Origin of the sequence: Burkholderia sp. D-99 (assembly GCF_011605345.1) — a bacterium.
GTDB lineage: Bacteria > Pseudomonadota > Gammaproteobacteria > Burkholderiales > Burkholderiaceae > Burkholderia.
Genome location: NZ_JAAOXM010000001.1, coordinates 1,586,606 through 1,613,081 on the forward strand (window position 1 = coordinate 1,586,606; position 26,476 = coordinate 1,613,081).

A 26,476-nucleotide genomic window follows, 5' to 3' on the forward strand; every position below is an offset into this window, starting at 1 on the left:
ATGGCAGACCGGCAGGCCCGCCTTGCGCTGCTTAGCGCGAGCCGATCGAATACGGGCGGTTCACCGCCGCTTCGCGATCGATCTTGCGCATACGGAATTCGAGATCGTAGATGTCGGTTGCTTCGGACAGGTACGCCTCGGCGCGCTCTTTACGGGCCGTTTCAGCGTTCTTGGTCAGCATCAGGAAGAGGTGGCTCAGCAGGTACATGGTCGATCTCGCAATCCAAGGGTTCTTTGACTAGGGTTTTCCCGAATTATAGGGAAAACCCTAGTTCTTGGCCAGCGTCGATCAGACGATGCGTCGTTCGGTCGCCACAGTGCGCTGCTGTGCTTCGAAAAAGGCCCAGATCATCGCGCTCGCATCGGGGCCGACCGCCGCATGAAACGGCACCGCTTCATCTCCGCCGGCCCACGCATGATCGAGCCCTTTCACGTGGCAGAGCCGCACGACCGGCTCGCCGTCGCGGCAGACATCGGTGATCTGCACACCCGTGTCGCGCGTCTCGACCCGCTCGCCGCCTCGCAGTGCGCCGCGGCTGTCGGCGAGCCCGTTCAAGCGCATGAACTGAACCGTCAGCTGGTCGGCATTTTTCGGCGCAACCACGTGGTCGCCGTCGCCCTGGACGATCAGCGCCGGCATGCCCGGATACGCGGCGGCATCAACCAGCGCATCGACGGCCGCGGCCGGGTTCTGCCGCACGCCGCGCCGCATCACGTCCATCGCGGTAATGCCGGAATTCGCCTCGCCGAGCGCGGGGCCCGAGTGCAACGCCACCGCCGCGAAGCGGTCGGGATGGTGCAGTGCAAGAAGCGACGCGAGGCCCGCACCGGCCGACAGCCCCGCGACATAGACACGCGACGCGTCGAAACCGCGCTCGTCGACGAGCGCATCGACGAGCGACGCCACCGCGTTCGCCTCGCCACGGCCCGCGCGGTCAGTATCTTCATACCAGTGCCAGCAGCCGTGCGCGTGCGCGCGCAGCGACTGCTCCGGATACAGCACCGCGAAACCATGCTTGTCGGCCAGCAGGTTCATCCGCGTGCCTTGCACGAATTCGTCGACGGACTGCTGGCAGCCGTGCAGCATCACGACGAGCGGCATCGCGCCACGCCGGCGGCCGGGCGGCACGTAGAGGCCGTAAGCGAGATGCTGAACGAGGCGCCCGAGCGCGGGTGCCATCGGATGTTCGCCGCGCGTCCACTCGCCGGCCGCCCAGGCGGCCGCGCGCGGGCGCACGCGCGATTCGCGCGGCGGGGACAGATCGGATACGGCGGGAGACGCCGCGGCTTCGAGGGCGTCGCATGTGATGCGCTGCGCATCGCGCGCCGCGCGCTTGGCGGCCGGAGACAGCATGCGTTTCATGCCGCCTACCCACACCTTGGTCAGACTTTTGGTCATCGATCGGGCTCGCAGTCAGGAAAAATAGGGGCACCACAACGGATGCAGCGTTCGACTTTGTGCAATGCACCATAACATTGTTTCTGGGATTTTTCCTGCATGCGGATAGTTCCCGGCCGCGCAAAAAACGGGGCTCATGCGCACGCGGCGCTATACTGGGGTTTCGCCGCTTGTATCCGTTGTAGTCGTTCTTCCCGGCTCGCGCGTTGATTTAAGCATCCTCCCCGCCTTCGTTCGTCCCCTTCCCGATGTTCGACCTGTCGTCTCACCTGTGGATCATGATCACCGCGTTCGGCGGCGCCGGCCTGACCTTGCCGCTCGCGATCACGATCGCCGTCTGGCTCGCGCTCGGCTACTCGTGGCAGCGCGCGGCCGCGTGGCTCGGCGTGCTCGCGGCCGCGATCGGCGTGGTCGCGCTGACGAAGATCGCGTTCCTCGGCTGGGGGATCGGCATCCGCAAGTGGGATTTCACGGGGTTCAGCGGCCATGCGATGCTGTCGACGTCGGTCTATCCGGTCGCGATTTTCCTGGCGCTGATCCGCACGCGCACGCCGGTGCGGATCGCCGGCATCGCGCTCGGGCTCGCGGCCGGCGTCGCGGTCGGCGTGTCGCGCGTCGCGCTCGACGCGCATTCGCCGTCCGAATCGATCACCGGCTGTATCGTCGGCGCGATCGCCGCGCTCGCGTTTATCGCGGGTTCATGGCGCGCGGTGCCACACCGCTGGTCGGTGCCCGCGGTCGTCGCGAGCCTCGCGCTCGTCACCGTGGCGCTGCACGGCATCACGGTGCCGTCGCATCGCTGGGTCACCAAGGTGGCACTGCAACTGTCGGGCCACGAACGCCCGTTCGTCCGCGCGCGTTGGAAGGCCAACCCGAACTACCGCCCCGCATCGCAGCCGTCGTCGCTGCAGCGCACCCAGTCGTCACCGCAGACGCTCCGTACGTGACCGGTCACCCGGCCGGCGCACACACCCCTATTCAGGTCTGACCATTACATGCGCGCCGTCGCATGAGCGGTATGTCGAGCGTTATAACCCGCCCTATATTACGATTACGGTTTCCACCCATTCAAAACGAATCCACCATGCGCTCAACCGTCCGTCCGCTTCGCCGCACCCTGCTCCGCCTGCTGCCGATCGCCACGCTTGCCGCTGCTGGCATCGCGTTCAGCGCGCCCGCTTCCGCCGCGGATGAACTGGTCGTGTCGGCCGCCGCCAGCCTGACGAACGCGTTCAAGGCCGTCGGTGACGCGTACGAGAAGCAGCATCCGGATACCAAGGTGCTGTTCAACTTCGGCGCGTCGGACGTGCTGATGCAGCAGATCGCCAAGGGCGCGCCGGCCGACGTGTTCGCATCGGCCGACCAGAAGGCAATGGATCGCGCGGTCGACGAAAAGGTGATCGTGCCCGGCACGCGTCGCGATTTCGCCGCGAACTCGCTTGTCCTGATCGTGCCGGCGGACAGCAAGGCCGCCGCGCCGACGTCGCTGAACGATCTGACGGCGCCCGGCGTGAAGCGCATCGCGTACGGCGACCCGGCCTCGGTGCCGGTCGGCCGCTACACCGAAGGCGCGCTGCGCGCGGCAGGCGTGTGGGATGCCGTCAGCGCGAAGGGCGTGCTGGCCGCCAACGTGCGCCAGAGCCTCGACTACGTCGCGCGCGGCGAAGTCGACGCAGGCTTCGTGTTCGGCACCGACGCCGCGATCATGCCGGGCCGCGTGAAAATCGCGCTGACGGTGCCGACGAAGACCGCCATCACCTATCCGATCGCCGTGGTCAAGGACAGCCGCCACGCCGCGCAGGCGCAATCGTTCATCGACTTCGTCGCGTCGCCGCAAGGCCAGGCCGTGCTGTCGACGTTCGGCTTCAAGCCCGCGGGCAAGTGAGCGTAACGCGATGCAAGACGCCTGGGTCCCGCTGCTGCTGTCGCTGAAGGTTGCCGGCTGGGCGACCGCACTCGACATCGTGCTCGGCGTCGCGGCCGCGTTCATGCTCGCGCGCTGGCGCTCGCCGCTGCGCGACGTCGTCGATTCCGTGCTGACGCTGCCGCTCGTGCTGCCGCCGACGGTGCTCGGGTATTACCTGCTCGTGCTGCTCGGCCGGCGCGGCGTGTTCGGCGCGTGGCTCGACAGGCTCGGCATCGAGCTCGTATTCACGTGGCAAGGCGCAGTGATCGCGTCGATGGTCGTCGCGTTTCCGTTGATCCTGAAATCGGCGCGGGCTGCATTCGAAGGCGTCGATCCGCATCTCGAACGCGCCGCGCGCACGCTCGGGCTCGGCGAAGTCGCGGTGTTCTTCCGCGTGACGCTGCCGCTCGCCACGCGCGGAATCCTCGCGGGCGCGCTGCTCGCGTTCGCGCGCGCGCTCGGCGAGTTCGGCGCGACGCTGATGATCGCGGGCAACCTGCCCGGCCGCACGCAGACGCTGTCGGTCGCGATCTATGCGGCCGTGCAGGCCGGCGACGACAACACGGCCAACTTCCTCGTGCTGGTGACGTCGATCACCTGCGTGCTCGTATTGCTCGCGACCGGCTGGCTCATGCCGTCGCGTGCCCGGCGGAGCCAGCTGACATGAAGTGCCTGCCTCGCCCATCGTCTTTCGTGGCCGGCCGGCTTCGGCGGAGGCCCGCATGAGCCTCGTCGTCGACATCCGCAAGACCTACGCGAACGCCGAGCGCCGCTTCACGCTCGACATGTCGTTCACTGCGACGACACAGCGCGTCGTGCTGTTCGGGCCGTCCGGCGCGGGCAAGAGCATGACGCTGCAGGCGATCGCCGGACTGTTGTCGCCCGACGAAGGCACGATCGTGCTGAACGGCGAACCGCTGTTCGACGCCGCGCGCCGCATCGACGTGCCGACCCGCGAACGCCGCGTCGCGTACCTGTTCCAGGACTACGCACTGTTTCCGCACCTGAACGTGCGCCAGAACATCGCGTTCGGGCTCACGTCGGGGCTGCGCAACCCGCGCGCAAAGACGGTACCGCCGGAAGTCGCGTACTGGCTGCAGGCGTTCGATCTCGAAGCGCTCGCGGGGCAGTATCCGTCGCAACTGTCGGGCGGGCAGAAACAGCGCGTCGCGCTCGCGCGCGCACTGGTCGCGCAGCCGCGGATCCTGCTGCTCGACGAACCGTTCGCGGCGCTGGACGGCGCAATGCGCCAGCGCATGCGTCACGAGCTCGCCGAACTGCAGGCGCGGCTCGATATCCCGATGGTGCTGATCTCGCACGATCCCGACGACGTCGCCGCGTTTGGCGACCAGGTCGTGCAGTTGAGCGAAGGACGCGTGCAGGCGGCTCCGCCGCACGCCGAGTGGCCGACGCGCGTCGCGTGAGCGTGCGAGGCCGTGGTCGTGGCAGGCAGGTTGGAGCCTGAGAGAAGCCGCGCGTAGCGGCATATGCTGAAAGCGGAAACGAAGCCGGTGCCGTGCAGGCGCTGTGCGATGCCGGCTTCGCCCCGCCCGTTACACGATCGCCGAAGCGCGCCGCCCTCCTGCTTCGTCAGCCCGTCACCGCAAGAATCACGCTCGACGCCTTGAACAGCGCGATCGCCGGCCGGCCCGCGTCGAGCTGCAGTGCACCGACGCTGTTGTTGGTCACGACTGCCGTCAGCGTCCCACCGCCATTCAGCGCCAGCGTCACCTCACTGTTCACCGCGCCCGCCGTGACGGATTCCACACGGCCGCGCAGCTGGTTCCGCGCGGACACCTTCAACGCGGGCTCGCCATCATCGACCGCGATCACGACCCACGACGCCTTCACGAGCGCGCATGCATCCGCGCCCGCCTGCAGGCCGAGCGCATCGGCGCTCTCGTGCGTCAGCACGGCAACGACCGGCTGCCCGCCGGGCAGCGTGAGCGTGACCTCGTCGTTGACGGTGCCGCGCACGATCGACGCGACCTTGCCGAACAACTGGTTGCGCGCGCTGGTCTTCATCCCGATCCGGCCGATCAGCGCCCAGTCGACGTCGAACCCGGCCACGGCCGCGCTCGCGGCCTCGATGAACCGGCGATGCTCGCGCTCGATCGTGCGGAACGCGGCGATCAGCGACGTCGCGCGCGGCGTCAGTGTCGTGCCGCCGCCGCCCTTGCCGCCCGTCGAACGCGCGACGAGCGGTTCACCGGCCAGATTGTTCATCGTGTCGACGGCATCCCAGGCAGCCTTGTAGCTGAGGCCGACGGCCTTCGCCGCGCGCGTGATCGAACCGGTGTCGCCGATCGCCGCGAGCAGCGCGATGCGCGTGGCGCCGCCGAGCGTCTGTTCGCCGGCGCGCAGCCACAGCTCGCCGCCCAGTTCGAGCGGTTCGGCGGACGGGGAGGAATGCGGTGTGTCGGTCATCGGGATACGTGCGGGAATCGGGCGGCCATTATAGTCAGCGCGTGCCGCTCAACCCGGCTTGCCGTCGAGCTTCGGCGGCCGCAGGCTGGCAAGCAGTGTCTCGGCATCGCGCGCCGCGCGCTGCTCGAGCGCAGCGCCGTAGCCGCGCACGAAACCGAGCTGGTACGGCGGCGCCGCCAGTTTTTCGAGATGATGCAGCGCGACCATCGTGTCGTTGGCTTCGCCGAGCACGCTCTGCACGCGCGTGAGCGTCTTGACCGTCTCGGTGCGTGTGCGGCGCGACGCCAGCGACGCGAAGAATTCGAGTGCATAGCGCAGCCGCTTCGCATCGATCCGCACCTGATGGCGCGCAGCCGTGTCGAGTGACGTGAGCGACGGCGACGCGTACAGATGACCGAACAGCCGCCGCACGCGCTTCGTCGCGTGGCGCCGCAGCGAGGGTGCATCGCCGTGTTCGGCGGGCGGCAGCGCAAGCAAGCTCAGCCATTCGAGCCAGCCGAGCGTCAGCCGGGCGTAGCGGGCCGAATGCAGCGCCTGCCGCAACTCGCCCCGCGCCGCGCCGCACTGCGCGCGTGCGGCGTCGAGCGTGCCGTGCCACTCGCCGTCGCCACCGTCGGCGGCGATCAGCGCGGGCAGGCTTTCGGTCGCGAACACGTCCCAGTCGCGCACCGTGCCGAGCAGCGCGGCAAGCCAGCGCAGGTCGACGCCGAGCGTGTCCCGCCACTGGCGGTCGGCAAAGAGCGGGAAGAAGCGCATCAGCGTACGCAGGCGGCGCAGCGCGACCCGCATCTGGTGCACGAATTCGGGATCGTCGTGCTCGAGCACGCCGCCCTCGTTGCCGAGCCATTGCGCAGTGATGTCGCCGGACAGCGCGAACAGCGCGGCGCGCTGCGTGCGCACGCCGGTCAGGTCGACGAGCTTTGCCTTGACGGGCCCGTCGGTGGTCGGCTCGGCCGCACATGTGCGATCGATCACGCTCGTCAGTTGCACGAATGCGGGCCACGCGCCGCTCAATTCGCGCGCCGCCGCAAACAGCGCGTGCAGCGCGGCGGTGCGCGCGGGCAAGGTTTCCCAATCGGGCGCGGCGAGACGCAGTTCGACGTAGCGGTGCGGCGGCTCGCTGCCGCGGTGCAGCGTGACGTCGTCGAGCGTCATCTCGACCACGACGCCGCTGTCGTCGGCCCACCGCCCGCGCCGCCGTTCGCTGACGAGGCGCAGCGCCGACGATTCCGGTTGTGTGCTGCCCTCCGGGCGCCCGGCCGTATCCGGCGCGGCGCCGTCGACTTCGCTTGCCGCTGCGCCGGCCTCGGCCGCGACGGCCGCCTCGCGTACGGGTAACGGCATCGCGACGACGATGCCCGCATGCTCCGCGTCGAACAGCTCGCGCGCCGTGACACCTGGCGCGAACGCCTTCGTGCGCGACGCAACGACCCGCCTTCCATGCGCATTCGACTCGACCCACGTCCACCAGCTTGCGCCAGGGCTCGGCTCGGCCTCCTCGATCTGGCATGGCTCGATCGTCACGCGTTCATGGCCGCGGCGCATCCGGACCTGCGGGCAGATCCGCCACGCGCGCACGAGCTCGGCGCCGAAATCACGCTGCGCGCCGCGGGCGCGACTTGCAGCCTTGACGGGCCACCCTTCCAGCGACAGCGACAACACGATTTCCAGCACACGCGACATGGAGGCTCCTGCACATGAAGAAGCGCCGGCGCATCGATCGCACCGGCGTCGCCCGTGAAGCAGCTTCCATAGTACACGTCGCAAAAACGCGCAGGCGACGATCTGGCCCTGTCGACCTGTCGCAGGTCAAACGGCGTATTGCGCGAGGCCGTTGCCGAACGACCAGTCCTCCTTCAGCACCTCGACAAGACTGATGAATACATCCTGCTGCCGCACGCCGGGCTGCTGCGCGAGGTTGTCCGCGATCGCCCGGTACAGCGCCCGCTTCTGTTCGAGCGTGCGCGTGTTGTTCGCGGTGATCTGGATCATCACGAGATCGTCGCTGCGTTCGATATCGAGGTAGTGGCGACCGTATACGAAGTTCTCGGCCGCATGCTCGGTGACGACCATGAAGATATCGTCCTCGGGCACGTTGAACGTGTGCATCAGCGCGCGATGCACGCCGTCGACGAGCGCCGCACGGTAGGCGGCCGGTTTGCCTTCGCGCACTGCGATACGGGTGAATGGCATGGTCCTGCTCCTGTCGGTGAAGTTGACGTTGAAGAACGGAAACACAGCGTCAGGTTAGGCCCGCCGAACTATAATAAACAGTCATTGATGCATATTTCATCCATTTACATCAGAAATGAAAGTCCTTGACCTCGATGCCGTCCGCGCGTTCGTGCTGGTCGCCGATCTCGCCAGCTTCACGCGCGCCGCCGATGCGCTCGGCACCACGCAGTCGGCCGTGAGCCTGAAGCTGAAGCGACTGGAAACCCACCTCGGCAAGCCGCTGCTCGCGCGCACGCCGCGCGTGGTCAAGCTGGCCGCCGACGGCGAGAATTTCCTGCCGGCCGCCCGCGCGCTGCTCGATGCGCACGACCACGCGCTCGGCGCGATCTCGGCCGGCACGCACCGGCTCGCGCTCGGCGTCAGCGAACATGTGGCCGTGCCCGACCTGCCGGCCGTGCTCACGAGCCTGCATCGGCAGGATCCGGGGTTGTCGCTCGAAATGCATCTCGGAACGTCGACGAACCTGCTCGCGCAATACGACGAACGCCGGTTCGATGCGGTGATCGTGCGGCACGAACCGGGCGAAGACCCGCCGCGCGAAGACGGCACGCTGCTGTTTTCCGAACCGCTCGCGTGGCTCGCCGCGCCGGACTGGGCGCCGCGTGCCGGCGAGCCGCTGCCGCTCGCGGTGCTGGCCGGCCCGTGCGGCGTGCGGGCCGCCGCGCTGCGCGCACTCGATCACGCAGGGCGGCCGTGGCGCGAGCGCTTTACGGGAGGCGGCGTCGCGGCGGTCACGGCCGCCGCTGCCGCGGGGCTTGCCGTCTGCCCGCTCGCGCGGCGTGTCGCGCCGCGCACGCTGGTCGACGTCGGCGCGAAATTCGGGCTGCCGCCGCTGCCGCTGTCGCAGGTCGTGCTCTATTCGCGCGTGCGCGACGCACGCGCCGCCGCCGCGTTGCGCAGGTTTGCCGACAGCCTTGCAATCTCGGCGTAAACTAGCAGGTTCCGCCGCCCGCAATCTCCAGAAGAATTCCGATGAAGCCCGAAGCCCGCAAGCACCTCCGTGCCAACCTGCTGATGCTCGCCGCCGCCGCGATCTGGGGTTCGGCTTTCGTCGCGCAACGCCTGAGCCTCGACGTGATCGGGCCGTTCCTGTTCACGGGACTGCGCTTCCTGCTCGGCGCGCTGGTGCTCGTGCCGCTGCTGACGCTGAACACGGCGTCGCGCGCGCAGCTCGCGGCGATCCGCCGTGAGCCGGCGCTGCTGCTGCCCGGCCTCGCGCTCGGCGGGCTGCTGGCGGTATCGATTTCGCTGCAGCAGATCGGCCTGCAATACACGCGCATCGCCAACGCGGGCTTCATCAGCTCGCTGTACGTCGTGATCGTGCCGCTGATGGGCGTGTTCGCCCGTCACCGGATCGGCCCGGGCACGTGGTTCGGCGCGCTGCTCGCGGCGATCGGCCTGTATTTCCTCAGCATCAACGAGCACTTCTCGGTGCTGTACGGCGACTGGTTCCAGCTCGCTGGCGCCGTGATCATCGCCGCGCACGTGATGGCCGTCGGCCATTTCGCGAAGCGCCACAATCCGCTCGTGCTCGCGTTCATGCAATTCGTCGTATGCGGCGTGACGTGCCTCACGGTCGGCCTCGCCGTCGAGCCGGTCAGCGGTGCGATGCTGCGCAACGCATTGCCGACACTGCTGTATGGCGGCCTGCTGTCGGTCGGCGTCGGCTATACGCTGCAGGTCGTCGCGCAACGCGACGCGGCGCCCGCGCACGCGGCCGTGATCTTCAGCATGGAAGGCGTGTTCGCGGCGATCGCCGGCTGGGCCGCGCTCGGCGAAACGCTGACGCTGCGCGCGCTCGTCGGCTGCGCGCTGATGCTGGCCGGCCTGCTCGCGTGCCAGTTGCTGCCGAACGGCGACGCCCGGAAAAAGGACGAGGACGCGCTGCCGGCGTGACACGCACCGTCCCTATAATGGCGGTTCGCGTGACTTCCACGCCAACCGCTTCCGACAGGCCAGCTCCGTGACGTCCACTTCCGTCGATCCCGCCGCCGACCTGCTGCGCGAACGCGCAGCGCATTACGCCACCCAGGCGGCGCTGTTCCTGCGCGACCAGGCGCTCTCCACCGCGTCGCACGACCTGCGCAGCCCGCTGAACGCCATGCATAGCTGGGCGTACGTGCTCGAGCGTCAGCTCGCCAACGCCGATCCGAATCTGCAGCGCGCGCTCGCGGGCATCCGCACCGGGATCGACCAGCAGGTCGCGCTGATCGACGACGTGCTCGACGCGCCGCGCGCGCAAACGCGCACGCTCGCACTCGAGCCGCAGCCGTTCGCGCTGCGCGCGCTGCTCGACGACACGCTCGCACTCGTCCGTTTCGCGCTCGCCGACGCACGGCACGTGACGCTCGACGCGACGCTGCCGGACGGCGAACCGTCGTTGACCGCCGACCGCGAACGCATCGCGCAGGCGCTCTGGACGATGCTGACGGTCGCCGTCGAAGCCAGCGCCGCCGCCGGCCGCGTGACGGTCGCGTGCGCACGCGACGGCGTGCAGTTCACCGCGCGCGCCACGTGCACCGTCGACGCCGGCGCGCTCGCCGATCCCGCGCAGCCGCACGCATTCGAATCGTTCGCACGACGCGAGCTGCTACGCGAACGCGACGCGAAGCGCGTCGCCTGGACGCTTGCGCTCTGCCAGCGCGTCGCGCTCGCACACGGCGGCACGTTCTCGCACGACGCGTTCGCCGATGGCGCAACCGCCACCATCACGTTCTCCGTCCCCGGCGAGGCGCCGGTGTAAGCAATCGGCCGCCCAGTACATTACAAATTCCTTTCTGGCTCTATACTGATGGGCCTGTCATAACCGGAGTGATTCTTTGTTACAGATCTTCGCGCTCATCGGCGCGTTGTTCCTGGTGGCCCTGAACGGGTTCTTCGTCGCGGCCGAATTCGGCCTGGTCAAACTGCGCGCCACGCGCGTCAAGACACTGGCCCGCAAGCACGGCCTGCGCGGCCGCATCCTCGGCATCGTGCACGGCCGGCTCGACGCGTATCTTTCCGCTTGCCAGCTCGGCATCACGCTCGCGTCGCTCGGCCTCGGCTGGGTCGGCGAACCGGCGTTCGCGCAACTGCTCGGCCCGCTGCTCGACCTGATCGGCGTGCAGTCGGAGCGCGTCGTGCACCTGATCTCGCTGGTGTTCGCGTTCTCGCTGATCTCGTTCCTGCACATCGTCGTCGGCGAGCTTGCGCCAAAATCGATGGCGATCCGCCAGTCGGAGAAGGTCGGCCTGTGGGTCGCGTTGCCGCTGTACGCGTTCTACTGGGCGATGTACCCGGCGATCTGGGTGCTCAACAACAGCGCCAACGCGGTGCTGCGGCTCGCGGGGCTGTCGGCCGACCACGGCGGCGACGCGCACTACTCGACCGACGAGCTGAAGCTGATCCTGCGCAGCCGCCGCAGCACGACCGGCAATCCGGCACAGCCCGCGCGCGGCACGTACAGCAACGACGAGTGGAACACGCTCGCACATTCGCTCGATTTCTCGTCGATGACCGTGTCGGACCTGATGCGGCCGGCCCATGAAATGATCGGCCTGCGCCGCAACCTGCCGCTGCCGGACAACATGGAGATCGTCGCGCGGCACCGCTTCAGCCGCTATCCGCTGTTCGAGGATGCGTCGCGCGAACAGGTGAGCGGGCTGATCCACCTGAAGGACCTGCTGCTCGCGCGTCACGCGGGCGCCGCGCTCGAAGACCTGTCCGACTACGTGCGCCCCGTGCAGTACGTGAAGCCCGACACCCCGGCACTCGACCTGTTCCGCCGCTTCCGCAAGGGCGCACCTCACTTCGCGCTGGTCGGCAACAAGGGCGAGAAGCCGATCGGCTTCCTGACGCTCGACAACCTGCTCGGCGCGCTGGTCGGCCAGATCCACGACGAGTTCCGCCAGGGCGACGCCGACTGGAGCCGCCTCGACGACGGCACGCTGATGGGCAAGGGCAGCCTGCCCGTCGTGTCGCTCGAACAGGCACTCGGCATCGACATCGACGAAGGCCGCGCGGAATCGGTCGGCGGCCTCGTGATCCAGGCGCTCAGCGACCTGCCGACCGAAGGGCAGCGCGTGTCGTTCGACCGCTTCGACGTCGTCGTGAAGAAGATGAACGGGCCGCGCATCGTGCTCGTGCGCGTGTACCCGAAGATCACGAAAGAGGCCGACGAATGACGGCCGCTCGTGGTTGCCGCTGCCGCACGCGATGACCACCACGCTGCCGCGCTGCTGCGTGATCACGCCGGAGCCGGCGTCCGCGTCGGCAGCCGATTGCGCGGCGTTCCTCGACCGGCTGTCGGCCGTGCTCGTGCGCGGCGAGACGCTCGTACAACTGCGCGTGAAATCGCTCGACGCAGCCGCGTTTGCACGGCTCGCCGCTGCGGCGCTCGTGCGCTGTGACGCGGCCGGTGCACACCTGATGCTGAACGGCCCGATCGATGCGGCCGGCGTGATGCGGCTCGACGGTGCCGGCTGGCATCTTGACGGCACCGCCTTGCGTGCCGCCACGCAGCGGCCGTTGCCGGCCGGAAGATGGGTGTCCGCCGCCTGCCACACGCACGACGACCTGCTGCTAGCCGCGCGTGGCGGCGCGGATTTCGTCACGCTGTCGCCCGTGTTGCCGACGCTCAGTCATCCCGGTGCGCCGACGCTCGGCTGGGCGCAGTTCGACGCACTGGCCGCCGAGGCCGCGATGCCCGTCTTCGCGCTCGGCGGCATGACGCGCACGCACCTCGACGACGCGCGCCGCCACGGCGCGTACGGCATCGCCGGCATTCGCGGGTTCTGGTAGTTCGGGAATTTCCTGCGGTGCAGCCGGGCCCGGATGCGCCCGGCCGTACGGTCTCTTACCCGCTCACGTCGTCATGCGTTCAGGTTCGGACGCCATCCGCGCCAGGCACCGTCGTCGATGCGACGCGCATCGTGCGTAAGCGCATACCGGTTGACGTCACCCGTCAGCCACGCGACGAGCGAATACGGCGGCAACTCCCCTTCATCGACCCGGTCGCGCGCTCGCGCCGGCGTCTCGAACACGACCTGCCCTCTCGGGGCATCGAACGGCACCGCATCGGGCGACAGGTTCAACGCGATCGTGAGCGTCTCGTCGTCGGCAAGACGCCATGACGCGAGCAGCGCGTCGGCATCGCCGTCACCGTCCGCCTTCAGCGCATGCGCGTCCTGCGGCCGGCAATCGGACAATCGCGGCGAGATCAGCTTCGCGCGCACCGCCAGCGCCGACTGGACGAAATGCGCGCGATCGGCATCCCGCGCGGTTTCGTCGAAGATCAACGGAATCTGCGGCGTGAGCAGCGACAGCGCAAGTGCGGCCAGACCGGCCTCCTGCCCGTGGTCGCCCTGCCCGCTGTCGCGCCACGCGCCATCGGACAGCACCAGCGACGTCAACGACAGCCCGCTGTCGGCCGCCATGCCCTCTCCCGACCCGGTCGGCTGGAACGCCGCCCCGGCCGCGGTCAGCGCGCGGGCGAGCGTGTGGATCGACTGGTGCGCGGAAATGCCTTCATGAGCCGACGTGTCGCGCCCCGTCAGCCGATGCAGCGCGCGTTCGCCGCACCCGTTCCACTGCGCATCGAAATGGGTATCGGCAAGATGCGCCGGATGCCGCTCGCTGCCGAGTACGAGATGGATGAGCCGGTCAGCCGGCACGGCCGCGCGCACCCGATCCGCGATCTCGCGCAGCCACGACACGCCGATCCGGTCGGCTTCGCGCAGGCGCAGCCCGTCGCAACGGTACTCGTCGATCCAGTACAGCGCGTTGTCGCAGAAGAAATCGCAGACCTCCGGATGATCGAGCGCGAGCGGCGGCGCCTGCAGTGGGTCGTCGCGCGTGTGGAAGAACGGCGCCGCGTAGTGGCGCAGCGCATCGGTGCCACTGCCGAAGCGCGCGTAGTCGAGCTCCAGCAGCACCGCGAGACCGTAGCCGTGCGCATCGTCGATCAGCGCCTTCAGCGCGTCGGGACCGCCTTCGGCCGCGAGCGGCGCGAACGGCAGGCTGTCGTGAGGCGACGCGAGCAGCTCCAGTGCAGTCACGCCGAGGCGCGCGAGTTGCGGCAGGCGCCGGCGCACGGCGTCAAAACCGCCCACCGCGTGCGGGCGGATCGCATAGAGCGCGATGTCTTCCCATGGGCGCCCGCGCCAGAACGTATTGCGCCACGTGAACGCGCGCGGATCGACGACCTCGCTCGGGCCGTTGAGCCCTTCGGGTTGCGAGCGCGACGCGGGATCGGGAATCGATACCGCATCGTCGAGGCGATAGCGGTAAAGCGCGCCCGCGCCACAATCGGCAAAGACTTCGAACCAGTTCGTGCCGGCGGCCGCCATCGGGACGAACAACGGGCCGAAGCCAGTATCGAGTTCGAGCTGGACCTGCGCGCTGCCCGGCGCCCACACGCGAAAATGCGTGCGCGGCGTCGCGCAGAGCGCGCCACAGGGCTGTGCGCCGAACGGCAAGCAGTGAATGTGGTGCTGCGCATACGGATCGTGCGGACAATCGGACATCATGCGCTCCTCGTGCGTACCGAGCGGCATGGCCGCGCCAGCGGCGCGGCACATCGGGGCCCGGCATGCGACGGCCAGGCGGGGGGAGAGAACCGAGTATGCGCCGGATTCGCCACCCCGATGCATCGTTCCCGGACATTATTAAAAGCGAATCGACCCCGGGAAAACCCGCAATCCGCACGGGCCGGCGAGGCGGGTAGCCCGCATACCGGAATGCGTGCTCGCCTTGTTGCACCGGCCGCGCACGCTTACGCTCTGCGCCATGCTCGCGGACACGTCGTCCGCCCCCTCCCCGAGGAACCCGCCATGTCGCTTCCCGCCAGTGCCGCCAAATTCGATCCGGCACGTGCACACGAATACGCCGAGCAGTCCCGCATCGCGCTCGCCGGCTACGATGCCTGCCATGAACTCACCGCGTGCATGCTCGCGTCGGCCATCGCGGCACCCGATGCGCGGATCCTCGTCGCGGGCGCGGGCGGCACGGGGCAGGAAATCTGCGTGGCGGCCGCGCTCGAGCCAGGCTGGCGGTTCACGGCCGTCGACCCGTCCGCGCCGATGCTCGCGCTCGCGCGCTCGAACATCGAGGCCGCGGGCTTCGGCACGCGCGCGGTGTTCGTCGAGGACGGTGTCGATGCGTTGCCCGACACGCCTGCATTCGACGGTGCGACGCTGATCGGCGTGCTGCATCACGTCCCGGGCGACGAAGCGAAGGCGGCACTGCTGCATGCGATCGCGCGACGCCTGAAACCCGGCGCGCCGCTCGTGCTCGCCGGCAACCATCGCCGCTACGCGGACCACCCTCGCCTGCTCGACGCATGGCAGCAGCGCTGGCGCATGAAAGGCGCGACGCCCGATGCGGTGCGTGCGCAACTCGCGAAGATCCTGCAGGGTGCCGACCCGCCCGCGTCCGAGGAAGCCGTGTTCGGTTTGCTGCGCGAGGCGGGCTTCGATGCGCCGCTGCGCTTTTTCGCGAGCCTGTTCTGGGGTGCGTGGATCGCGGTGCGGCGCGCGTGATGGATCGGGGCGGCCGGCCAGGTGCGGTCGGCTAGACGCGGCCGGCTAGACTCGGTCGGCCAGACGCGCCGTGTCACCGCGCGCGACGCGTTTCGCGTGCGCGCCGCACGCGCTGGGTATGATGTCGTTCCCGCCCCCACTTCCGGCGTCGCCATGCTCACCGTCCATCACCTGAACAACTCGCGCTCGCAGCGCGTGCTCTGGCTGCTCGAAGAACTGGATGTGCCGTACGAGATCGTGCGCTACGCGCGCGATCCGAAGACGATGCTCGCACCGCCCGAGTTGCGCGCGATCCATCCGCTCGGCAAGTCGCCGGTCGTCACCGACGACGGCCGCACGTACGCCGAATCGGGCGCGATCATCGAGTACCTGGTCGAACGCTACGGCAACGGGCGCCTGGCGCCGCCGCCCGGCACGCCCGAGCGGCACGACTACACGTACTGGCTGCACTACGCGGAAGGATCGGCGATGCCGCCGCTGCTGCTCAAGCTCGTCGCGCTGCGGATCGCGCATGCGCCGATGCCGTTCTTCGCGCGGCCGATCGCGCGCAAGATCGCCGCGACGCTGCAGTCGGGCTTCGTCGATCCGCAGATCGCGCTGCACCTCGGCCATATCGACGGCGCGCTGAGCCGCACCGGCTGGTTCGTCGGCGACGGCTTCAGCGCAGCCGACATCCAGATGAGCTTTCCGCTCGAAGCCGCGACCGCGCGCGGGGGCGGCAGCCGGTATCCCGCGATCGCGCGCTTTCTCGACGCGATCCACGCGCGGCCCGCGTATCAGCGGGCGCTGGAGCGCGGCGGCCCGTACGACCTGCTCAAGTAACGCTACGGATGATCCAGGCCTGCGTCAGCTCAGCAGGCCGGCCGCGACGTTGATCGACAGCCCGAGCACGGCCATGTTGAAGTAGAACGACAGGATCGACTGCGCGAGCACCGAGCGCCGCGCGGATCGGTTCGTCATCGACACGTCGGCCGTCTGCGACGCGACCGCGATCGTGAACGCGAAATACAGGAAATCCCAGTAATCGGGTTCGGGGTTGCGGTCCGGAAAGCGCAGCGCGCGATCGCTGCTCGGCGAGCCGTAATAGAGCCGCGCGTAATGCAGCGTGAAGATCGTCGGGATCAGGAACCACGCGCCGAACAGCGTCGCGCCCGTGATCGCGTAATGGCTGAGTCCCGCGCTGAAGCCGACGCTCTTGGCGGTCGCGAGCTCGATCGCGATCGCAGCGACGCTCGCGACGGTCGCGAGGCACACGACGGTCAGTACGGTCGTCGCGTTTTCATCCTCGCGGATCGCGACTTCGCGCACCTTGTGGTGGTGCGCGGTGACCATGCGCACCCACATCAGCACGAGATACAGCCAGATCGCGCAATCCCAGCCGATCAGCGCACGCACGGTCGGACGCAGCGGAAACGGCAGGAGCAGCGCGCAAAGCAAGCCGGCGACGAATGCCGCAACCATGCGCGGCCGGTTGCGTAATACCTGCGGATAAAACGTCATCGTGTGATTCCGAAAGCGGATGGAAAGGGTTCGACCGGCGCGCGGGACAGCCCGCTACGCCGCGCCGGCGGGTACTGCCCCGATTATCGTCATTCCATCGTGACGTGGCGATGGGCGCGAGCGCCTAAGATAATGGGATGACTGCCACCGCCCCTCTCTGCCGCCATCCCGCGAACACGGCCGGCCGCGACTTCGTCGTCGGCGACCTGCACGGCTGCGTGGACGTGCTGCGCGCCCTGCTGCGCGACATCCGCTTCGATCCGGCTCGCGACCGCCTGTTCTCGGTCGGCGATCTCGTCGACCGCGGCCCGGCATCCGAAACCACGCTCGAGCTGCTCGACCGCCCGTGGTGTCACGTCGTGCGCGGCAATCACGAGGAAGTGCTGAGCCTCGTGGCGCGCGGCAAGCTGTCGCCCGACGCGTGGCGCGGGATCGGCGGCGACTGGGGCGCCGACCTGCCGCCGGAACGGCTGCACGCGCATGCGGCGCGCGTCGACGCGCTGCCGCTGGTGCGCGTGATCGGCGTCGGCCCCGGGCGCTTCAACGTGCTGCATGCGGAATTCTTCGGCTCGGACGCCGATCTCGACACGGGCAGTTATTCGCACGACGTGCGCGAACGGCTGATCTGGGGCCGCGATCTCGTCCAGGGGCTCGCCGATCCGGCGCGGCAAGCCGGGCTGTCGCTGACCTGCACCGGGCACACGCCGGTGCGCGCACCGCAGCGGATCGGCGCGCAGTGGTTCATCGACACGGGTGCGTTCGCACCGGCCGGGCGGCTCACGCTCGCCGAGCCGCGCACCGGGCGCACCTGGTCGATGACGCAGGCCGAAGCGCGCGAACGCCAGGCGGGCGAGTGGCCGCTGCCCTGATGTCCTGACGCCCTGACACCCTGACACCCTGACACCCCGACGCCCTGACACCCTGACACCCTGACACCCTGACACCCTGACGCCCTGACGCCCTGACGCCCTGACGCCCGCGGGCGGATACTAGCCGACCTGGTTCAGTTCGAACACCACGTCGACCACCGAGCCGTTCCAGTTGTATTCGAGGTACGCCGCGTGATGGCAGTCGCGCAGCAGCGCGGTGCGGAACGCCGCCAGGCACTCGCCGCGCGGATCCCGCACCGACGGGTAGACGATCCCCGCGCCGCCGGCATTGCGCACCGCACGACCGAGCGCCTGCCCGGCGCTGTAGTCGAGCGGGTGCAGCAACGCCGGATCGCGTTTCGGCCACATGCGCACGTCGGCCACGTCGCCTTGCGCAATCACCGTGTAGAGCCGCATCTGCTGGCGCATCGGCGGCTCCTTCGTCGCCGCCAGGAACAGCGCGCTGTGATAACGCGTTTCGGCGATCGCCGTATCGCGCGAGCGCGCGCAATAGAACACGCCATAGCTGCCGTCGGAAAAACGGCTGCCCTGCGGATTCAGGTGCGTGAACGCGGCCATGATCGGCCCCCAGCCCTGCCCGTAGCGACGCTCGGCGGGCGGCACGAGATCAAGCGTGCCGACTTCGTTGCGAATCCGGTCGTTGGTCAGCGATTCGAGCGCGTAAAGCGCGTCGAAATCGTCCGCTGACGCAACGCGGTCGAACAGGTTGATTGCCGGAAAACGGGTGGGGATCACGCGATAGGCAGGCGCCCAGTCGACCGCGGTCGTGGGCCATTGTTGTGCTTGGATCGGCATCGTCACGCCCAGCCACCTCGCATCGCATCGAGATATTGCCGGATGGCGATCAGGTCGCCGACGTTGCCGGCGAGCATCCGGTCGAGTGCGCGCTTGCCGCCGAACGGCGCCGCGTCGTTGGGCCGCTTGACCCACGCATCCGCCGCGGCCGGCTGCGGCAGCAGAATCTGCAGCGCCTTGTAGATGCCGAGCAGCAGCGATAGCCGCTCGAGCGTATCGCGCGGCAGCCGCGCCGATTCCGGCGTGGCCTTCCACTTGAAGAACGTCGAACGGCCGGGCGACCCGAGCAGCACGATCTGCTCGTCGATCGTCAGTTCCCAGTCGCGCGCGATGTTGAAAAACGCGCGCAGGCCGGCCGCCGACATCTGCGCGATCGAAGCCTGCGGCGGGGCGGAATGCGATTCGTAGGCTGGCTGTGACATGATCGTTAGTCTCTAAATGAATCTACTAACAAGATTAGTCCATTTTCGTATTTTTGCAAGGGTCGACACCCGGCGACCAGCCCATGCATCCGACAAAACGACATTTTTTGTCCATTCTGGACTCTTATTTTATTTTCTGCGTTAATGGCCGTGCGGACACCGCGCGCAGATGCGGTTCGGGTCCGTGAAACCGTGCCGCACAGAAACCGGAAGCACCCCGCCAAGGAACGCACCATGAAGAGACTGATTGCCGCTGTTTCGATCGCCCTGCTCGCGGTATCCGCAGGCCCCGCCGTCGCGAAGGACTGGACCACGATCCGCTTCGGCACCGATGCCAGCTACGCGCCGTTCGAGTCGAAGGCACCCGACGGCAAGCTCGTCGGCTTCGACATCGACCTCGGCAACGAGATCTGCGCGCGCCTGAAAGCGAAGTGCGTGTGGCTCGAGAACGATTTCGACGGGATGATTCCGGCGCTGAAGGCGAAGAAGTTCGACGCGGTGCTGTCGTCGATGTCGATCACGCCGCAGCGCGCGCAGCAGATCGGCTTCACGACGAAGATCTACAACCAGCCGACGCGGCTCGTCGTGAAGAAGGGCTCGCCGCTGCTGCCGACGGCCGAATCGCTGAAGGGCAAATCGATCGGCGTCGAGCAGGGCACGACGCAGGAAACATACGCCAAGGCGTACTGGGGCAAGCAAGGCGCAAACGTCGTGTCGTACCAGAACCAGGACGGCGTGTACGCGGACCTGACCTCGGGCCGCCTCGACGCGGCGCTGCAGGATGAAGTGCAGGCCGCGATCGGGTTCCTGAAATCGTCGCGCGGCGCGAACTACACGTTCGTCGGCCCCGAGCTCGTCGACGAGAAGGTGCTCGGCATCGGCGCCGGCATCGGGCTGCGCAAGGAAGACACCGACCTGAAGGCGAAGATCGATGGCGCCATCCTCGACATGGTCAAGGACGGCACCTACAAGCGGCTCGCGTCGAAATACTTCGACTTCGACATCTACGGCGGCTGAAACGGCGTCGCGCGCGTACGGGCGCCACTCCCGTCGCGCGCGTCCGACCGCCCCTCCCCTCACCACCGGACGGCAACGGCATGACGCCGTTTGCCGTCACATCGAATGCATCATCCGCCGTATGCGCGGCATGTCGCTTCGCGCTTCTTTCGGATTGCAGATTGATCGTTCGCGGGGACGATGCCCGGCGCGAACGGATATCGTGCGGCTTCAGTCAGTATGCGAAGAGCGGGCGTCGCGGTACCGGCGCCCGTGCGCACATGCCCTTGCGGATCGGATCCGCGTGCAGGAAAGTGCCGACCCGGCGCGGATGACCGGCAATCAGCCGGATCCGCCTCGCACCGGGCGCGGAGAGATGGCCTGTCGATGCATGCCGGCCGGCTGCGAGAACGACGTTCGACCGACGATGTCCCGACTCACTGCGATCGCGGCCTGCCGGCCGCGGCGTGTGGCGATCGTTCATTTTTCTACCCCGTATCAGTCTGATGGTTGTTCCGGCAACCGGACGAGGCCGGTGCCCCGACGATCAGGTGACGACGCTCCGTGCTCGCCGGAACGCGGCTGCCGTGCCGCGCTCCGCCGCCGCATCCCCGCGGACTGTGTCCTGGCCGGTACTGACAGGGTTCGCTGCCGAACCGGACGGACCGTGCATCGTCGACTTTCGCACGTCCACTTCCGCAAGGAGCGGGCCAGCTTCGCGCAAGCCCGTCCGGACAAGGGGTTGACCGGGCAGCGTGGCGGCCGCAACGGGTGCCGAATGCGGGAAGTTACGAAACTGAAACACGCGGCGCGCGGCACGCGCCGGCCGCGTGGCGGCCCTGCCTTGCCGGATAAGGCTGAACAATGAAGCGCGGCATTTTTACCGATGCGCGGCCGGCCGTTCACCCCGATTTGCCACGCAAAATTGCGTGGCTGCCGAAGCGAAATGTTTCATGCGCTTTACATGCCGCCGGCAGCACGCGAGCCGCAGGTTGTCCGCGCCATCCATCGGCCGGCGCCGGGCCGGCGGACCGCACGGCTATACTGCGAAACCGGCGTTTGCCATGTTCGCATCGGTGCCTTTTGTCGGCGAATGCCGCGCCCCACGACACCGCTCCACACGCCGCCAAACCGCCCGAACGATCGCCCCGATGATCCGCACCCTCGATGCCGCCGAACGCGCCAGATTGATACGCTTCGGTGTGTCGGGCCTCGGTTCGACCGCACTGCATGCGCTGATCGCGGCCGCGATGTTCGCACTGTTCGACGCGACGCCCGTGAGCGCGAACGCGGTCGCGTTTGCCTGCTCGACCGCGTTCTCGTATCTCGCCAACACGCTGTGGAGTTTTTCGTCGCCCGTGACGTGGGGCAACTTCGTGCGCTTTCTCGCCGTCGCGATGGCCGGCCTCGTCGTGACGATGCTGCTTGCGCACGGTACCGAGACGCTCGGGCTGGCACGCGCGTGGAGCGTCGTCGCGGTCGTGCTGTGCGTGCCGCCCGTCACGTTCGTGCTGCACCGGCTCTGGACCTATCGCTGAACCGGTTCACGCGTCACACGTGCAGCGCTCAGCCGACCCGCTGATGCCCTGCGTCGCCGGACGGCGCGCCGTCGTGCCCGCCGTTGTCACCGTTGTTGTCATGATCGTTCAGCCCGTGCTCGATCATCATCCGGTAGAGCGTCACGCGCGAAATGCCGAGTTCGGCGGCGGCCTTGTTGATCCGGTGATCGTTGCGCAGCAGCGCATTCTCGATCGCGGTGCGCTCGGCGAGCGCCCGCGCCTGTTCGAGCGTCACGGGTTCGGTTTCTCCCGGCGTCTCGAGCCCCAGATCGTGCGGCGTCAGCAGCCGGCTCTCGGCCATCACGATCGCACGCCGCACGCGGTTGATCAGCTCGCGCACGTTGCCGGGCCATTCGTAGCGCCGCATCGCGTCGAGCGCGGCCGACGTGAAGCCGCTGATCTTGCGGCCGCTGTCGGCCTTGTACTTCTGCAGCACGTAGTGCGCGAGGATGTCGATGTCCTTGCCGCGCGCGCGCAGCGGCGGCTCGTGGATGCGCAGCACGCACAGGCGGTGGTAAAGATCTGCACGAAAGCGCGCGGCCTCGACCGCGCCGTCGAGATCGACGTGCGTCGCCGAGATGATCCGGACGTCGACCGAAATCGACTCCTGCCCGCCGAGCCGCTCGATCTTCCCTTCCTGCAGGAAGCGCAGCAGGCTCGCCTGGCTTTCGACCGGCATGTCGCCGATTTCGTCGAGAAACAGCGTGCCGCCGTTCGCCGATTCGATCCGGCCGGCGCGCCGCTGGTTCGCGCCGGTGAACGCGCCGCGCTCGTAGCCGAACAGTTCCGACTGCAGCAGGTGATGCGGAATCGCGCCGCAATTGATCGCGACGAACGGCCCCTTGCCGCGGCCGGAACGCTCGTGAATCGCGAGCGCCGTCAGCTCCTTGCCGGTGCCCGACTCGCCCGAGATGAACACGCTCGCGTCGGTCTTCGCGACCTTGCGGATCGTGCTGAACAGCTGCTGCATCGCCTCGCAGTTGCCGATCATCCCGTGTTCGCCGATCGACGCCGCATAGGCCGCGCCGTCGACGCGATCGAGCGCGGCCATCCCGCGCGCATGGCCGAGCACGTGCGAAATCCATTCGTAAGGCAGCGGCAGCGTCACGTAGTCGAAACAATAGCTGCGGATCAGCTCGCGCACGGCAGGGCCGATCGTGATGCCGGCCTGAGCGATGGAAATCCAGCCGATCGACGGCTGGCTCAGGCACGCCTTCAACGCGGGATAGTCGCGCGACGTGAACCCGGTGAAATCGACCAGCCCGGCGGCAACGCTCACGCCGGACGTCATGTTCTGCGCGGCGCCGGCTGTCTTCGCGACCGAGATTTCCCAGCCCAGCCCGCGCAGTTGCGCCAGCAACGGCTCGTCAGGCGAACGCATGATCACGAACAGCTTGCGTCCGTCCTCGGGAGCGGTGACGGACACATGCGTCATCTCGGACACCGCCTGCCCGTTTGCGTCAGGTGACCTAGCAACCATCGTTGTTCCCCGCTTGGCATTGGTATCGCGCGCCCCGGCTCGCTGTCGCGTGCGACGGACCTCGATCGAACCGACATATTGGCCGCATTTCCGTCCGAATAAAATCCCCACGTGCATGAATCGCACGTGAGGTGGACATCGTCATGAACGGTATATCGATGCGGCCGGCGCCCGGCTAGATGGGTGTTATCCCGGTGGCGTGCGGGGCGCGAGCGGTGAACGGGCGACGGTGCGACGCGCAAAGCCACGCCGGTACTGGCGCGCGGTGTTCGCGGGCGATTCGGCGCACGCAGGGTCGGCTCGCCCACGCATGCGTGCGCAGGCGGTCGACCGGCCAGCGGGATACCCCCGCGGGCAGCTCGAATTGATTTCGATCAATCGTCAGAGGAAGCCGGCTGATGCAGGAACGCAACATGCTCGGCCCGATACCGAGCACGCCGGCGCAGCGCGCGGTATCAACGGCCCGATGCGAGCGGCGCCGGCCCGTTCGCACGGCCACGGCCGGCCGGCGTGCCGCCGTGTTCGCCGTAGGTGGCGGCAAGCGCGTCGACCCGCGCGAGATGGTGATGATTGTCGTGATCCCACGGATGGAAGCCCGGCCGGAAGAAGCTCAGCCATTCACCCGCGATGCGCGGGAACAGCCCGCGGCGCGGCCCGTACAGGAACGCGACCATCCGCAGCATGCCGCGCACGTGATGGCCGGCGCCACGATCGCGCCACAGCAGCGTCGCGTGCATCAGGAACACGGTCGGCCAGAACGTCAGTGTCGTCAGCAGATACACGCCGATGCGGATCAGGTAACGACGCAGCCCCGGCGCCATCGCGGCGTTCCATACGTCGAACGACACGGCCTTGTGCTCGGTTTCCTCGAGCGCGTGCCAGATCCACATCTGGCGGTAGCCCTCGACCGAACCTGCGAGACGCGTCGGGTCGCGCAGCAGCCAGTCGGCAAGCATCGCCGTGTAGTGCTCCGCCGCGACCGTATGCGCGAGCTGCACCGAATGCGGCAGCTTGCGCTTCATGTAGCCGAGCACGGCCCACACGCGCTGGTCGAGCTTGCGCGCGGGCAGGTGGTTCGCCTGCATCAGCTCGTTGTACTCGATGTGTTCGCGCGTGTGCATCGCCTCCTGACCGATGAAGCCAAGCACCTGCTGCTTCAGCACGGGATCGTCGATCCGGTCGCGATAGTTGCGCACCGAATCCATGAAGAAGCGCTCGCCGGCCGGGAACAGCAGCGACAGCGCGTTGAAGAAATGGGTCACGTGCGACCCGAGGCCATGCCAGTCCTTCGCGCGTTCGACCGGCAGGTCGAAGCGCAGGTCGCGGCGCACCGGCATGATCCCGGCTGCGGTGGCGGAAGCGGCTGACTTCATGTTCATCGTTCTCCTGGTTCCGGCGCGGCCCGGCGCGTCTTCCGACGCAGCCGGCGCGGGCCCGGGCGGCGCGTCGCGCACCGCCAAAATCTTGACATCGACAGCTGTAAAGATAGGCCGCCCGCGGCGGCGCGTGCAAGCCGCGCGGTAGATGCGCGCTTCCAAACAGGGCACGGTCGAAAAGGCGGAAAAAGCGGCGCTCGAACAGCATCCGGACGGGGCCGGATTCGAACGCGCGTAACCGCGCGCGAGCCATTCTCGGCGGCCGGCACCGCAACGCGGCGGCGGCCCGGAAGCCCCGTGTGACGGGAGTTTCGCACCATCCGGCAACCCGGTGCGGCGTGCGGCCAGGCGCTCCGGTAGCACCGATTCATACACGCGTCGCACTCGCGCGGTGCAACCCCGGTCGCGGGGTTCGCTGGAAATTCAAACGCGCGTTCCATTTGCATTTCCGGCGATCGCGGCCGCGACAGCCTTCAGCCGTCCGCGATACGCGCACGACGGGCCGAAAGCCATGAGCGGCGGCCCGCTGCGTGCTCGCCTACAATAGCGGTTTTACCCATCCTTTTTCAGGAGAAGTCATGTCTGTCATCACGACCGAATCGGGCCTCAAATACGAAGACCTGACCGAAGGCACCGGCGACGTAGCGCAAGCCGGCCAGACCGTCAGCGTCCACTACACGGGCTGGCTGACCGACGGTCAGAAATTCGACTCGAGCAAGGATCGCAACGACCCGTTCGCGTTCGTGCTCGGCGGCGGCATGGTCATCAAGGGCTGGGACGAAGGCGTGCAGGGCATGAAGGTCGGCGGCGTGCGTCGCCTGACGATCCCGCCGCAACTCGGCTACGGCCCGCGCGGCGCAGGCGGCGTAATTCCGCCGAATGCGACGCTCGTGTTCGAAGTCGAACTGCTCGCCATCTGACACGGCACACGAGCCGCCAGCTGACACCCCGCCCCATGGCGCACCTTCCGTCCCCCACCGTCGCGCTGCAACGCTACGACGCGCTCGAAGCGTCGGACGTGCACGACTTTCACCAGATCGTGCTCGGCATCGACGGCGCGATGGTGATGGCGGTGGACGGCGTCAGCCAGCGGCTCGACCGGCACAGCGCCTGGCTGGTTCCGGCCGGCGCACGCCACGATTACGCGGGCCTTGGCGAAAATCGCCAGCTCGTGCTCAATCTTCCCCTCGCGTCACTCGCGGTGCCGCAGCGGCTGTTCGACAGCGCGCGCGCCGTGGCAATCGATCCGGCACTGACGTCGCTGGTCGCGCAGATCGCGGCAGCGGCCGCGCAACTCGACGCGCCCGCCGGCGACGTACCGCACGCGGCCGCGCACCGCTTCCAGTGGCAGGCCGCCGCCCGGCTGTGCGGCGCACTGCTCGACGAACGCGACATCGCCGCGCCCGCATCGGGCCTCGATTTCGCGCGCATCGACCGCTGGCTGCGCGCACGGCTCGCCGAGCCGCTGCGCATCGCCGATCTCGCCGCGCACTGCGGCTACGGGATGCGCCGCTTTCATCAGCTGTTCGTCGATGCGTTCGGCGAAACGCCGCATCGCTACCTGCAGCGGCTCAGGCTCGACGCGGCCGTGATCCTGCTCGCGGACGGCCGATATCCGCTCGTCGATATCGCCGGGATGGTCGGCTTCGCGGATCAAAGCACGTTCACGCATGCGTTCACGAAACGCTTCGGCGTTGCGCCGGGACGCTGGCGCGGCGAGCGGCATTGAGCAAAGCCTTGCTCCCGTGCTGAGCACGCATCAACGTACGTAGCGGCACGGTTCGGCAAACCGCGTTCGCGCCGGCCCGGCCGTAGCATTCGTCGTTTCCGTTTCGTTCCGGCTTGGCACTGCTTCGCCACGCTTCGTTCGTGCTTCGTTCGTGCTTCGTTCGTGCTTCGTTTGTGCTTCGTTCGTGCTTCGTTCGTGCTTCGTTCGTGCTTCGTTCGTGCTTCGTTCGTGCTTCGTTCGTGCTT

General features: G+C 68.2%; 27 protein-coding genes. 16 read left to right on the forward strand and 11 right to left on the reverse strand.

The window, feature by feature from the left end:
* Positions 1–31 precede the first annotated feature (31 nt).
* On the reverse strand, positions 32–208 hold the full coding sequence (locus tag HAV18_RS06890) for a DUF3563 family protein (RefSeq protein WP_166954001.1): 177 nt from the start codon (positions 206–208) through the stop codon (positions 32–34).
* Between the two features lie 81 nt (positions 209–289).
* Entirely contained in the window at positions 290–1,399 is a 1,110-nt protein-coding gene (locus HAV18_RS06895) for a PHB depolymerase family esterase (RefSeq protein ID WP_166954003.1), read from the reverse strand.
* A 248-nt stretch (positions 1,400–1,647) separates the two neighbouring features.
* Here HAV18_RS06895 and HAV18_RS06900 point away from each other — a divergent pair, with 248 nt between their 5' ends.
* From HAV18_RS06900 to HAV18_RS06915, 4 genes are all read left to right on the forward strand, one after another.
* Positions 1,648–2,346, forward strand: a complete 699-nt coding sequence (locus tag HAV18_RS06900) for a phosphatase PAP2 family protein (protein ID WP_059521469.1) — start codon at positions 1,648–1,650, stop codon at positions 2,344–2,346.
* Between the two features lie 137 nt (positions 2,347–2,483).
* Complete coding sequence (gene modA, locus HAV18_RS06905) at positions 2,484–3,284, forward strand: molybdate ABC transporter substrate-binding protein (protein ID WP_166954196.1); 801 nt, start codon at positions 2,484–2,486, stop codon at positions 3,282–3,284.
* 10 nt (positions 3,285–3,294) lie between these two features.
* Positions 3,295–3,972, forward strand: a complete 678-nt coding sequence (modB, locus tag HAV18_RS06910) for a molybdate ABC transporter permease subunit (protein WP_166954011.1) — start codon at positions 3,295–3,297, stop codon at positions 3,970–3,972.
* A 55-nt stretch (positions 3,973–4,027) separates the two neighbouring features.
* Positions 4,028–4,729, forward strand: coding sequence for a sulfate/molybdate ABC transporter ATP-binding protein (locus HAV18_RS06915; RefSeq protein WP_043177825.1), 702 nt, complete (start codon positions 4,028–4,030; stop codon positions 4,727–4,729).
* Between the two features lie 166 nt (positions 4,730–4,895).
* Here the strand turns inward: HAV18_RS06915 and HAV18_RS06920 are convergent, their stop codons facing one another.
* The 3 genes from HAV18_RS06920 to HAV18_RS06930 form a co-directional block, all read right to left on the reverse strand.
* Positions 4,896–5,732: a TOBE domain-containing protein gene (locus HAV18_RS06920; protein WP_166954013.1), complete on the reverse strand. Its 837-nt coding sequence runs from the start codon at positions 5,730–5,732 to the stop codon at positions 4,896–4,898.
* A gap of 48 nt (positions 5,733–5,780) precedes the next feature.
* On the reverse strand, positions 5,781–7,415 hold the full coding sequence (locus tag HAV18_RS06925; RefSeq protein ID WP_166954014.1) for a CHAD domain-containing protein: 1,635 nt from the start codon (positions 7,413–7,415) through the stop codon (positions 5,781–5,783).
* Positions 7,416–7,541: 126 nt separating this feature from the next.
* Positions 7,542–7,925: a tautomerase family protein gene (locus HAV18_RS06930; RefSeq protein ID WP_059521475.1), complete on the reverse strand. Its 384-nt coding sequence runs from the start codon at positions 7,923–7,925 to the stop codon at positions 7,542–7,544.
* 115 nt (positions 7,926–8,040) lie between these two features.
* Here HAV18_RS06930 and HAV18_RS06935 point away from each other — a divergent pair, with 115 nt between their 5' ends.
* The 5 genes from HAV18_RS06935 to HAV18_RS06955 all read left to right on the forward strand — a co-directional run bounded on the left by HAV18_RS06935 (position 8,041) and on the right by HAV18_RS06955 (position 12,746).
* Entirely contained in the window at positions 8,041–8,898 is an 858-nt protein-coding gene (locus HAV18_RS06935) for a LysR family transcriptional regulator (RefSeq protein ID WP_166954016.1), read from the forward strand.
* A 41-nt stretch (positions 8,899–8,939) separates the two neighbouring features.
* On the forward strand, positions 8,940–9,863 hold the full coding sequence (locus HAV18_RS06940; protein ID WP_166954018.1) for a DMT family transporter: 924 nt from the start codon (positions 8,940–8,942) through the stop codon (positions 9,861–9,863).
* A gap of 67 nt (positions 9,864–9,930) precedes the next feature.
* The gene (locus tag HAV18_RS06945; protein ID WP_166954020.1) at positions 9,931–10,710 is read left to right on the forward strand and encodes a HAMP domain-containing sensor histidine kinase; all 780 of its coding nucleotides are present in this window, start codon (positions 9,931–9,933) and stop codon (positions 10,708–10,710) included.
* A 76-nt stretch (positions 10,711–10,786) separates the two neighbouring features.
* Positions 10,787–12,130: a hemolysin family protein gene (locus HAV18_RS06950; RefSeq protein WP_166954022.1), complete on the forward strand. Its 1,344-nt coding sequence runs from the start codon at positions 10,787–10,789 to the stop codon at positions 12,128–12,130.
* Between the two features lie 31 nt (positions 12,131–12,161).
* Entirely contained in the window at positions 12,162–12,746 is a 585-nt protein-coding gene (locus HAV18_RS06955; RefSeq protein WP_166954024.1) for a thiamine phosphate synthase, read from the forward strand.
* A gap of 71 nt (positions 12,747–12,817) precedes the next feature.
* Here the strand turns inward: HAV18_RS06955 and HAV18_RS06960 are convergent, their stop codons facing one another.
* Complete coding sequence (locus HAV18_RS06960) at positions 12,818–14,470, reverse strand: DUF3459 domain-containing protein (protein WP_166954197.1); 1,653 nt, start codon at positions 14,468–14,470, stop codon at positions 12,818–12,820.
* Positions 14,471–14,776: 306 nt separating this feature from the next.
* Between HAV18_RS06960 and HAV18_RS06965 the strand changes: the two genes are divergently transcribed.
* The gene (locus HAV18_RS06965) at positions 14,777–15,484 is read left to right on the forward strand and encodes a class I SAM-dependent methyltransferase (protein WP_166954026.1); all 708 of its coding nucleotides are present in this window, start codon (positions 14,777–14,779) and stop codon (positions 15,482–15,484) included.
* Positions 15,485–15,637: 153 nt separating this feature from the next.
* A complete protein-coding gene (locus HAV18_RS06970; protein WP_166954028.1) occupies positions 15,638–16,306 on the forward strand; it encodes a glutathione S-transferase in 669 nt (222 codons plus the stop codon).
* A gap of 24 nt (positions 16,307–16,330) precedes the next feature.
* Here HAV18_RS06970 and HAV18_RS06975 read toward each other — a convergent pair whose 3' ends face one another.
* Positions 16,331–16,984 carry a DUF1345 domain-containing protein gene (locus HAV18_RS06975; protein ID WP_166954030.1) on the reverse strand — a complete coding sequence of 218 codons (654 nt, stop codon included), beginning with the start codon at positions 16,982–16,984 and terminating at the stop codon, positions 16,331–16,333.
* 137 nt (positions 16,985–17,121) lie between these two features.
* Between HAV18_RS06975 and HAV18_RS06980 the strand changes: the two genes are divergently transcribed.
* Complete coding sequence (locus HAV18_RS06980; RefSeq protein WP_166954032.1) at positions 17,122–17,853, forward strand: metallophosphoesterase; 732 nt, start codon at positions 17,122–17,124, stop codon at positions 17,851–17,853.
* Positions 17,854–17,973: 120 nt separating this feature from the next.
* Here HAV18_RS06980 and HAV18_RS06985 read toward each other — a convergent pair whose 3' ends face one another.
* Both HAV18_RS06985 and HAV18_RS06990 read right to left on the reverse strand, forming a co-directional pair.
* Positions 17,974–18,669, reverse strand: a complete 696-nt coding sequence (locus tag HAV18_RS06985) for an RES family NAD+ phosphorylase (RefSeq protein ID WP_166954199.1) — start codon at positions 18,667–18,669, stop codon at positions 17,974–17,976.
* 2 nt (positions 18,670–18,671) lie between these two features.
* On the reverse strand, positions 18,672–19,091 hold the full coding sequence (locus HAV18_RS06990) for an MbcA/ParS/Xre antitoxin family protein (RefSeq protein ID WP_166954034.1): 420 nt from the start codon (positions 19,089–19,091) through the stop codon (positions 18,672–18,674).
* A gap of 234 nt (positions 19,092–19,325) precedes the next feature.
* Here HAV18_RS06990 and HAV18_RS06995 point away from each other — a divergent pair, with 234 nt between their 5' ends.
* Together HAV18_RS06995 and HAV18_RS07000 are read left to right on the forward strand one after the other, a co-directional pair.
* Entirely contained in the window at positions 19,326–20,108 is a 783-nt protein-coding gene (locus HAV18_RS06995) for an ABC transporter substrate-binding protein (protein ID WP_021156310.1), read from the forward strand.
* 1,130 nt (positions 20,109–21,238) lie between these two features.
* On the forward strand, positions 21,239–21,625 hold the full coding sequence (locus HAV18_RS07000; RefSeq protein ID WP_166954036.1) for a GtrA family protein: 387 nt from the start codon (positions 21,239–21,241) through the stop codon (positions 21,623–21,625).
* Positions 21,626–21,653: 28 nt separating this feature from the next.
* Here HAV18_RS07000 and HAV18_RS07005 read toward each other — a convergent pair whose 3' ends face one another.
* Together HAV18_RS07005 and HAV18_RS07010 are read right to left on the reverse strand one after the other, a co-directional pair.
* Positions 21,654–23,126 carry a sigma-54 dependent transcriptional regulator gene (locus HAV18_RS07005; RefSeq protein WP_166954038.1) on the reverse strand — a complete coding sequence of 491 codons (1,473 nt, stop codon included), beginning with the start codon at positions 23,124–23,126 and terminating at the stop codon, positions 21,654–21,656.
* 455 nt (positions 23,127–23,581) lie between these two features.
* Entirely contained in the window at positions 23,582–24,499 is a 918-nt protein-coding gene (locus HAV18_RS07010) for a metal-dependent hydrolase (RefSeq protein WP_166954040.1), read from the reverse strand.
* A 581-nt stretch (positions 24,500–25,080) separates the two neighbouring features.
* Between HAV18_RS07010 and HAV18_RS07015 the strand changes: the two genes are divergently transcribed.
* Both HAV18_RS07015 and HAV18_RS07020 read left to right on the forward strand, forming a co-directional pair.
* Complete coding sequence (locus tag HAV18_RS07015; protein ID WP_027791040.1) at positions 25,081–25,422, forward strand: FKBP-type peptidyl-prolyl cis-trans isomerase; 342 nt, start codon at positions 25,081–25,083, stop codon at positions 25,420–25,422.
* Between the two features lie 35 nt (positions 25,423–25,457).
* Positions 25,458–26,231 carry an AraC family transcriptional regulator gene (locus HAV18_RS07020; RefSeq protein WP_166954042.1) on the forward strand — a complete coding sequence of 258 codons (774 nt, stop codon included), beginning with the start codon at positions 25,458–25,460 and terminating at the stop codon, positions 26,229–26,231.
* Positions 26,232–26,476: the final 245 nt, after the last annotated feature.

Coding starts and splice junctions, on each gene's coding strand:
- HAV18_RS06890 (WP_166954001.1), bottom strand. CDS start 208: ATGTACCTGCTGAGCCACCTCTTCCTGATGCTGACCAAGAACGCTGAA.
- HAV18_RS06895 (WP_166954003.1), bottom strand. CDS start 1,399: ATGACCAAAAGTCTGACCAAGGTGTGGGTAGGCGGCATGAAACGCATG.
- HAV18_RS06900 (WP_059521469.1), top strand. CDS start 1,648: ATGTTCGACCTGTCGTCTCACCTGTGGATCATGATCACCGCGTTCGGC.
- modA (WP_166954196.1), top strand. CDS start 2,484: ATGCGCTCAACCGTCCGTCCGCTTCGCCGCACCCTGCTCCGCCTGCTG.
- modB (WP_166954011.1), top strand. CDS start 3,295: ATGCAAGACGCCTGGGTCCCGCTGCTGCTGTCGCTGAAGGTTGCCGGC.
- HAV18_RS06915 (WP_043177825.1), top strand. CDS start 4,028: ATGAGCCTCGTCGTCGACATCCGCAAGACCTACGCGAACGCCGAGCGC.
- HAV18_RS06920 (WP_166954013.1), bottom strand. CDS start 5,732: ATGACCGACACACCGCATTCCTCCCCGTCCGCCGAACCGCTCGAACTG.
- HAV18_RS06925 (WP_166954014.1), bottom strand. CDS start 7,415: ATGTCGCGTGTGCTGGAAATCGTGTTGTCGCTGTCGCTGGAAGGGTGG.
- HAV18_RS06930 (WP_059521475.1), bottom strand. CDS start 7,925: ATGCCATTCACCCGTATCGCAGTGCGCGAAGGCAAACCGGCCGCCTAC.
- HAV18_RS06935 (WP_166954016.1), top strand. CDS start 8,041: ATGAAAGTCCTTGACCTCGATGCCGTCCGCGCGTTCGTGCTGGTCGCC.
- HAV18_RS06940 (WP_166954018.1), top strand. CDS start 8,940: ATGAAGCCCGAAGCCCGCAAGCACCTCCGTGCCAACCTGCTGATGCTC.
- HAV18_RS06955 (WP_166954024.1), top strand. CDS start 12,162: ATGACCACCACGCTGCCGCGCTGCTGCGTGATCACGCCGGAGCCGGCG.
- HAV18_RS06960 (WP_166954197.1), bottom strand. CDS start 14,470: ATGTCCGATTGTCCGCACGATCCGTATGCGCAGCACCACATTCACTGC.
- HAV18_RS06965 (WP_166954026.1), top strand. CDS start 14,777: ATGTCGCTTCCCGCCAGTGCCGCCAAATTCGATCCGGCACGTGCACAC.
- HAV18_RS06970 (WP_166954028.1), top strand. CDS start 15,638: ATGCTCACCGTCCATCACCTGAACAACTCGCGCTCGCAGCGCGTGCTC.
- HAV18_RS06975 (WP_166954030.1), bottom strand. CDS start 16,984: ATGACGTTTTATCCGCAGGTATTACGCAACCGGCCGCGCATGGTTGCG.
- HAV18_RS06980 (WP_166954032.1), top strand. CDS start 17,122: ATGACTGCCACCGCCCCTCTCTGCCGCCATCCCGCGAACACGGCCGGC.
- HAV18_RS06985 (WP_166954199.1), bottom strand. CDS start 18,669: ATGCCGATCCAAGCACAACAATGGCCCACGACCGCGGTCGACTGGGCG.
- HAV18_RS06990 (WP_166954034.1), bottom strand. CDS start 19,091: ATGTCACAGCCAGCCTACGAATCGCATTCCGCCCCGCCGCAGGCTTCG.
- HAV18_RS06995 (WP_021156310.1), top strand. CDS start 19,326: ATGAAGAGACTGATTGCCGCTGTTTCGATCGCCCTGCTCGCGGTATCC.
- HAV18_RS07000 (WP_166954036.1), top strand. CDS start 21,239: ATGATCCGCACCCTCGATGCCGCCGAACGCGCCAGATTGATACGCTTC.
- HAV18_RS07005 (WP_166954038.1), bottom strand. CDS start 23,126: ATGGTTGCTAGGTCACCTGACGCAAACGGGCAGGCGGTGTCCGAGATG.
- HAV18_RS07010 (WP_166954040.1), bottom strand. CDS start 24,499: ATGAAGTCAGCCGCTTCCGCCACCGCAGCCGGGATCATGCCGGTGCGC.
- HAV18_RS07015 (WP_027791040.1), top strand. CDS start 25,081: ATGTCTGTCATCACGACCGAATCGGGCCTCAAATACGAAGACCTGACC.
- HAV18_RS07020 (WP_166954042.1), top strand. CDS start 25,458: ATGGCGCACCTTCCGTCCCCCACCGTCGCGCTGCAACGCTACGACGCG.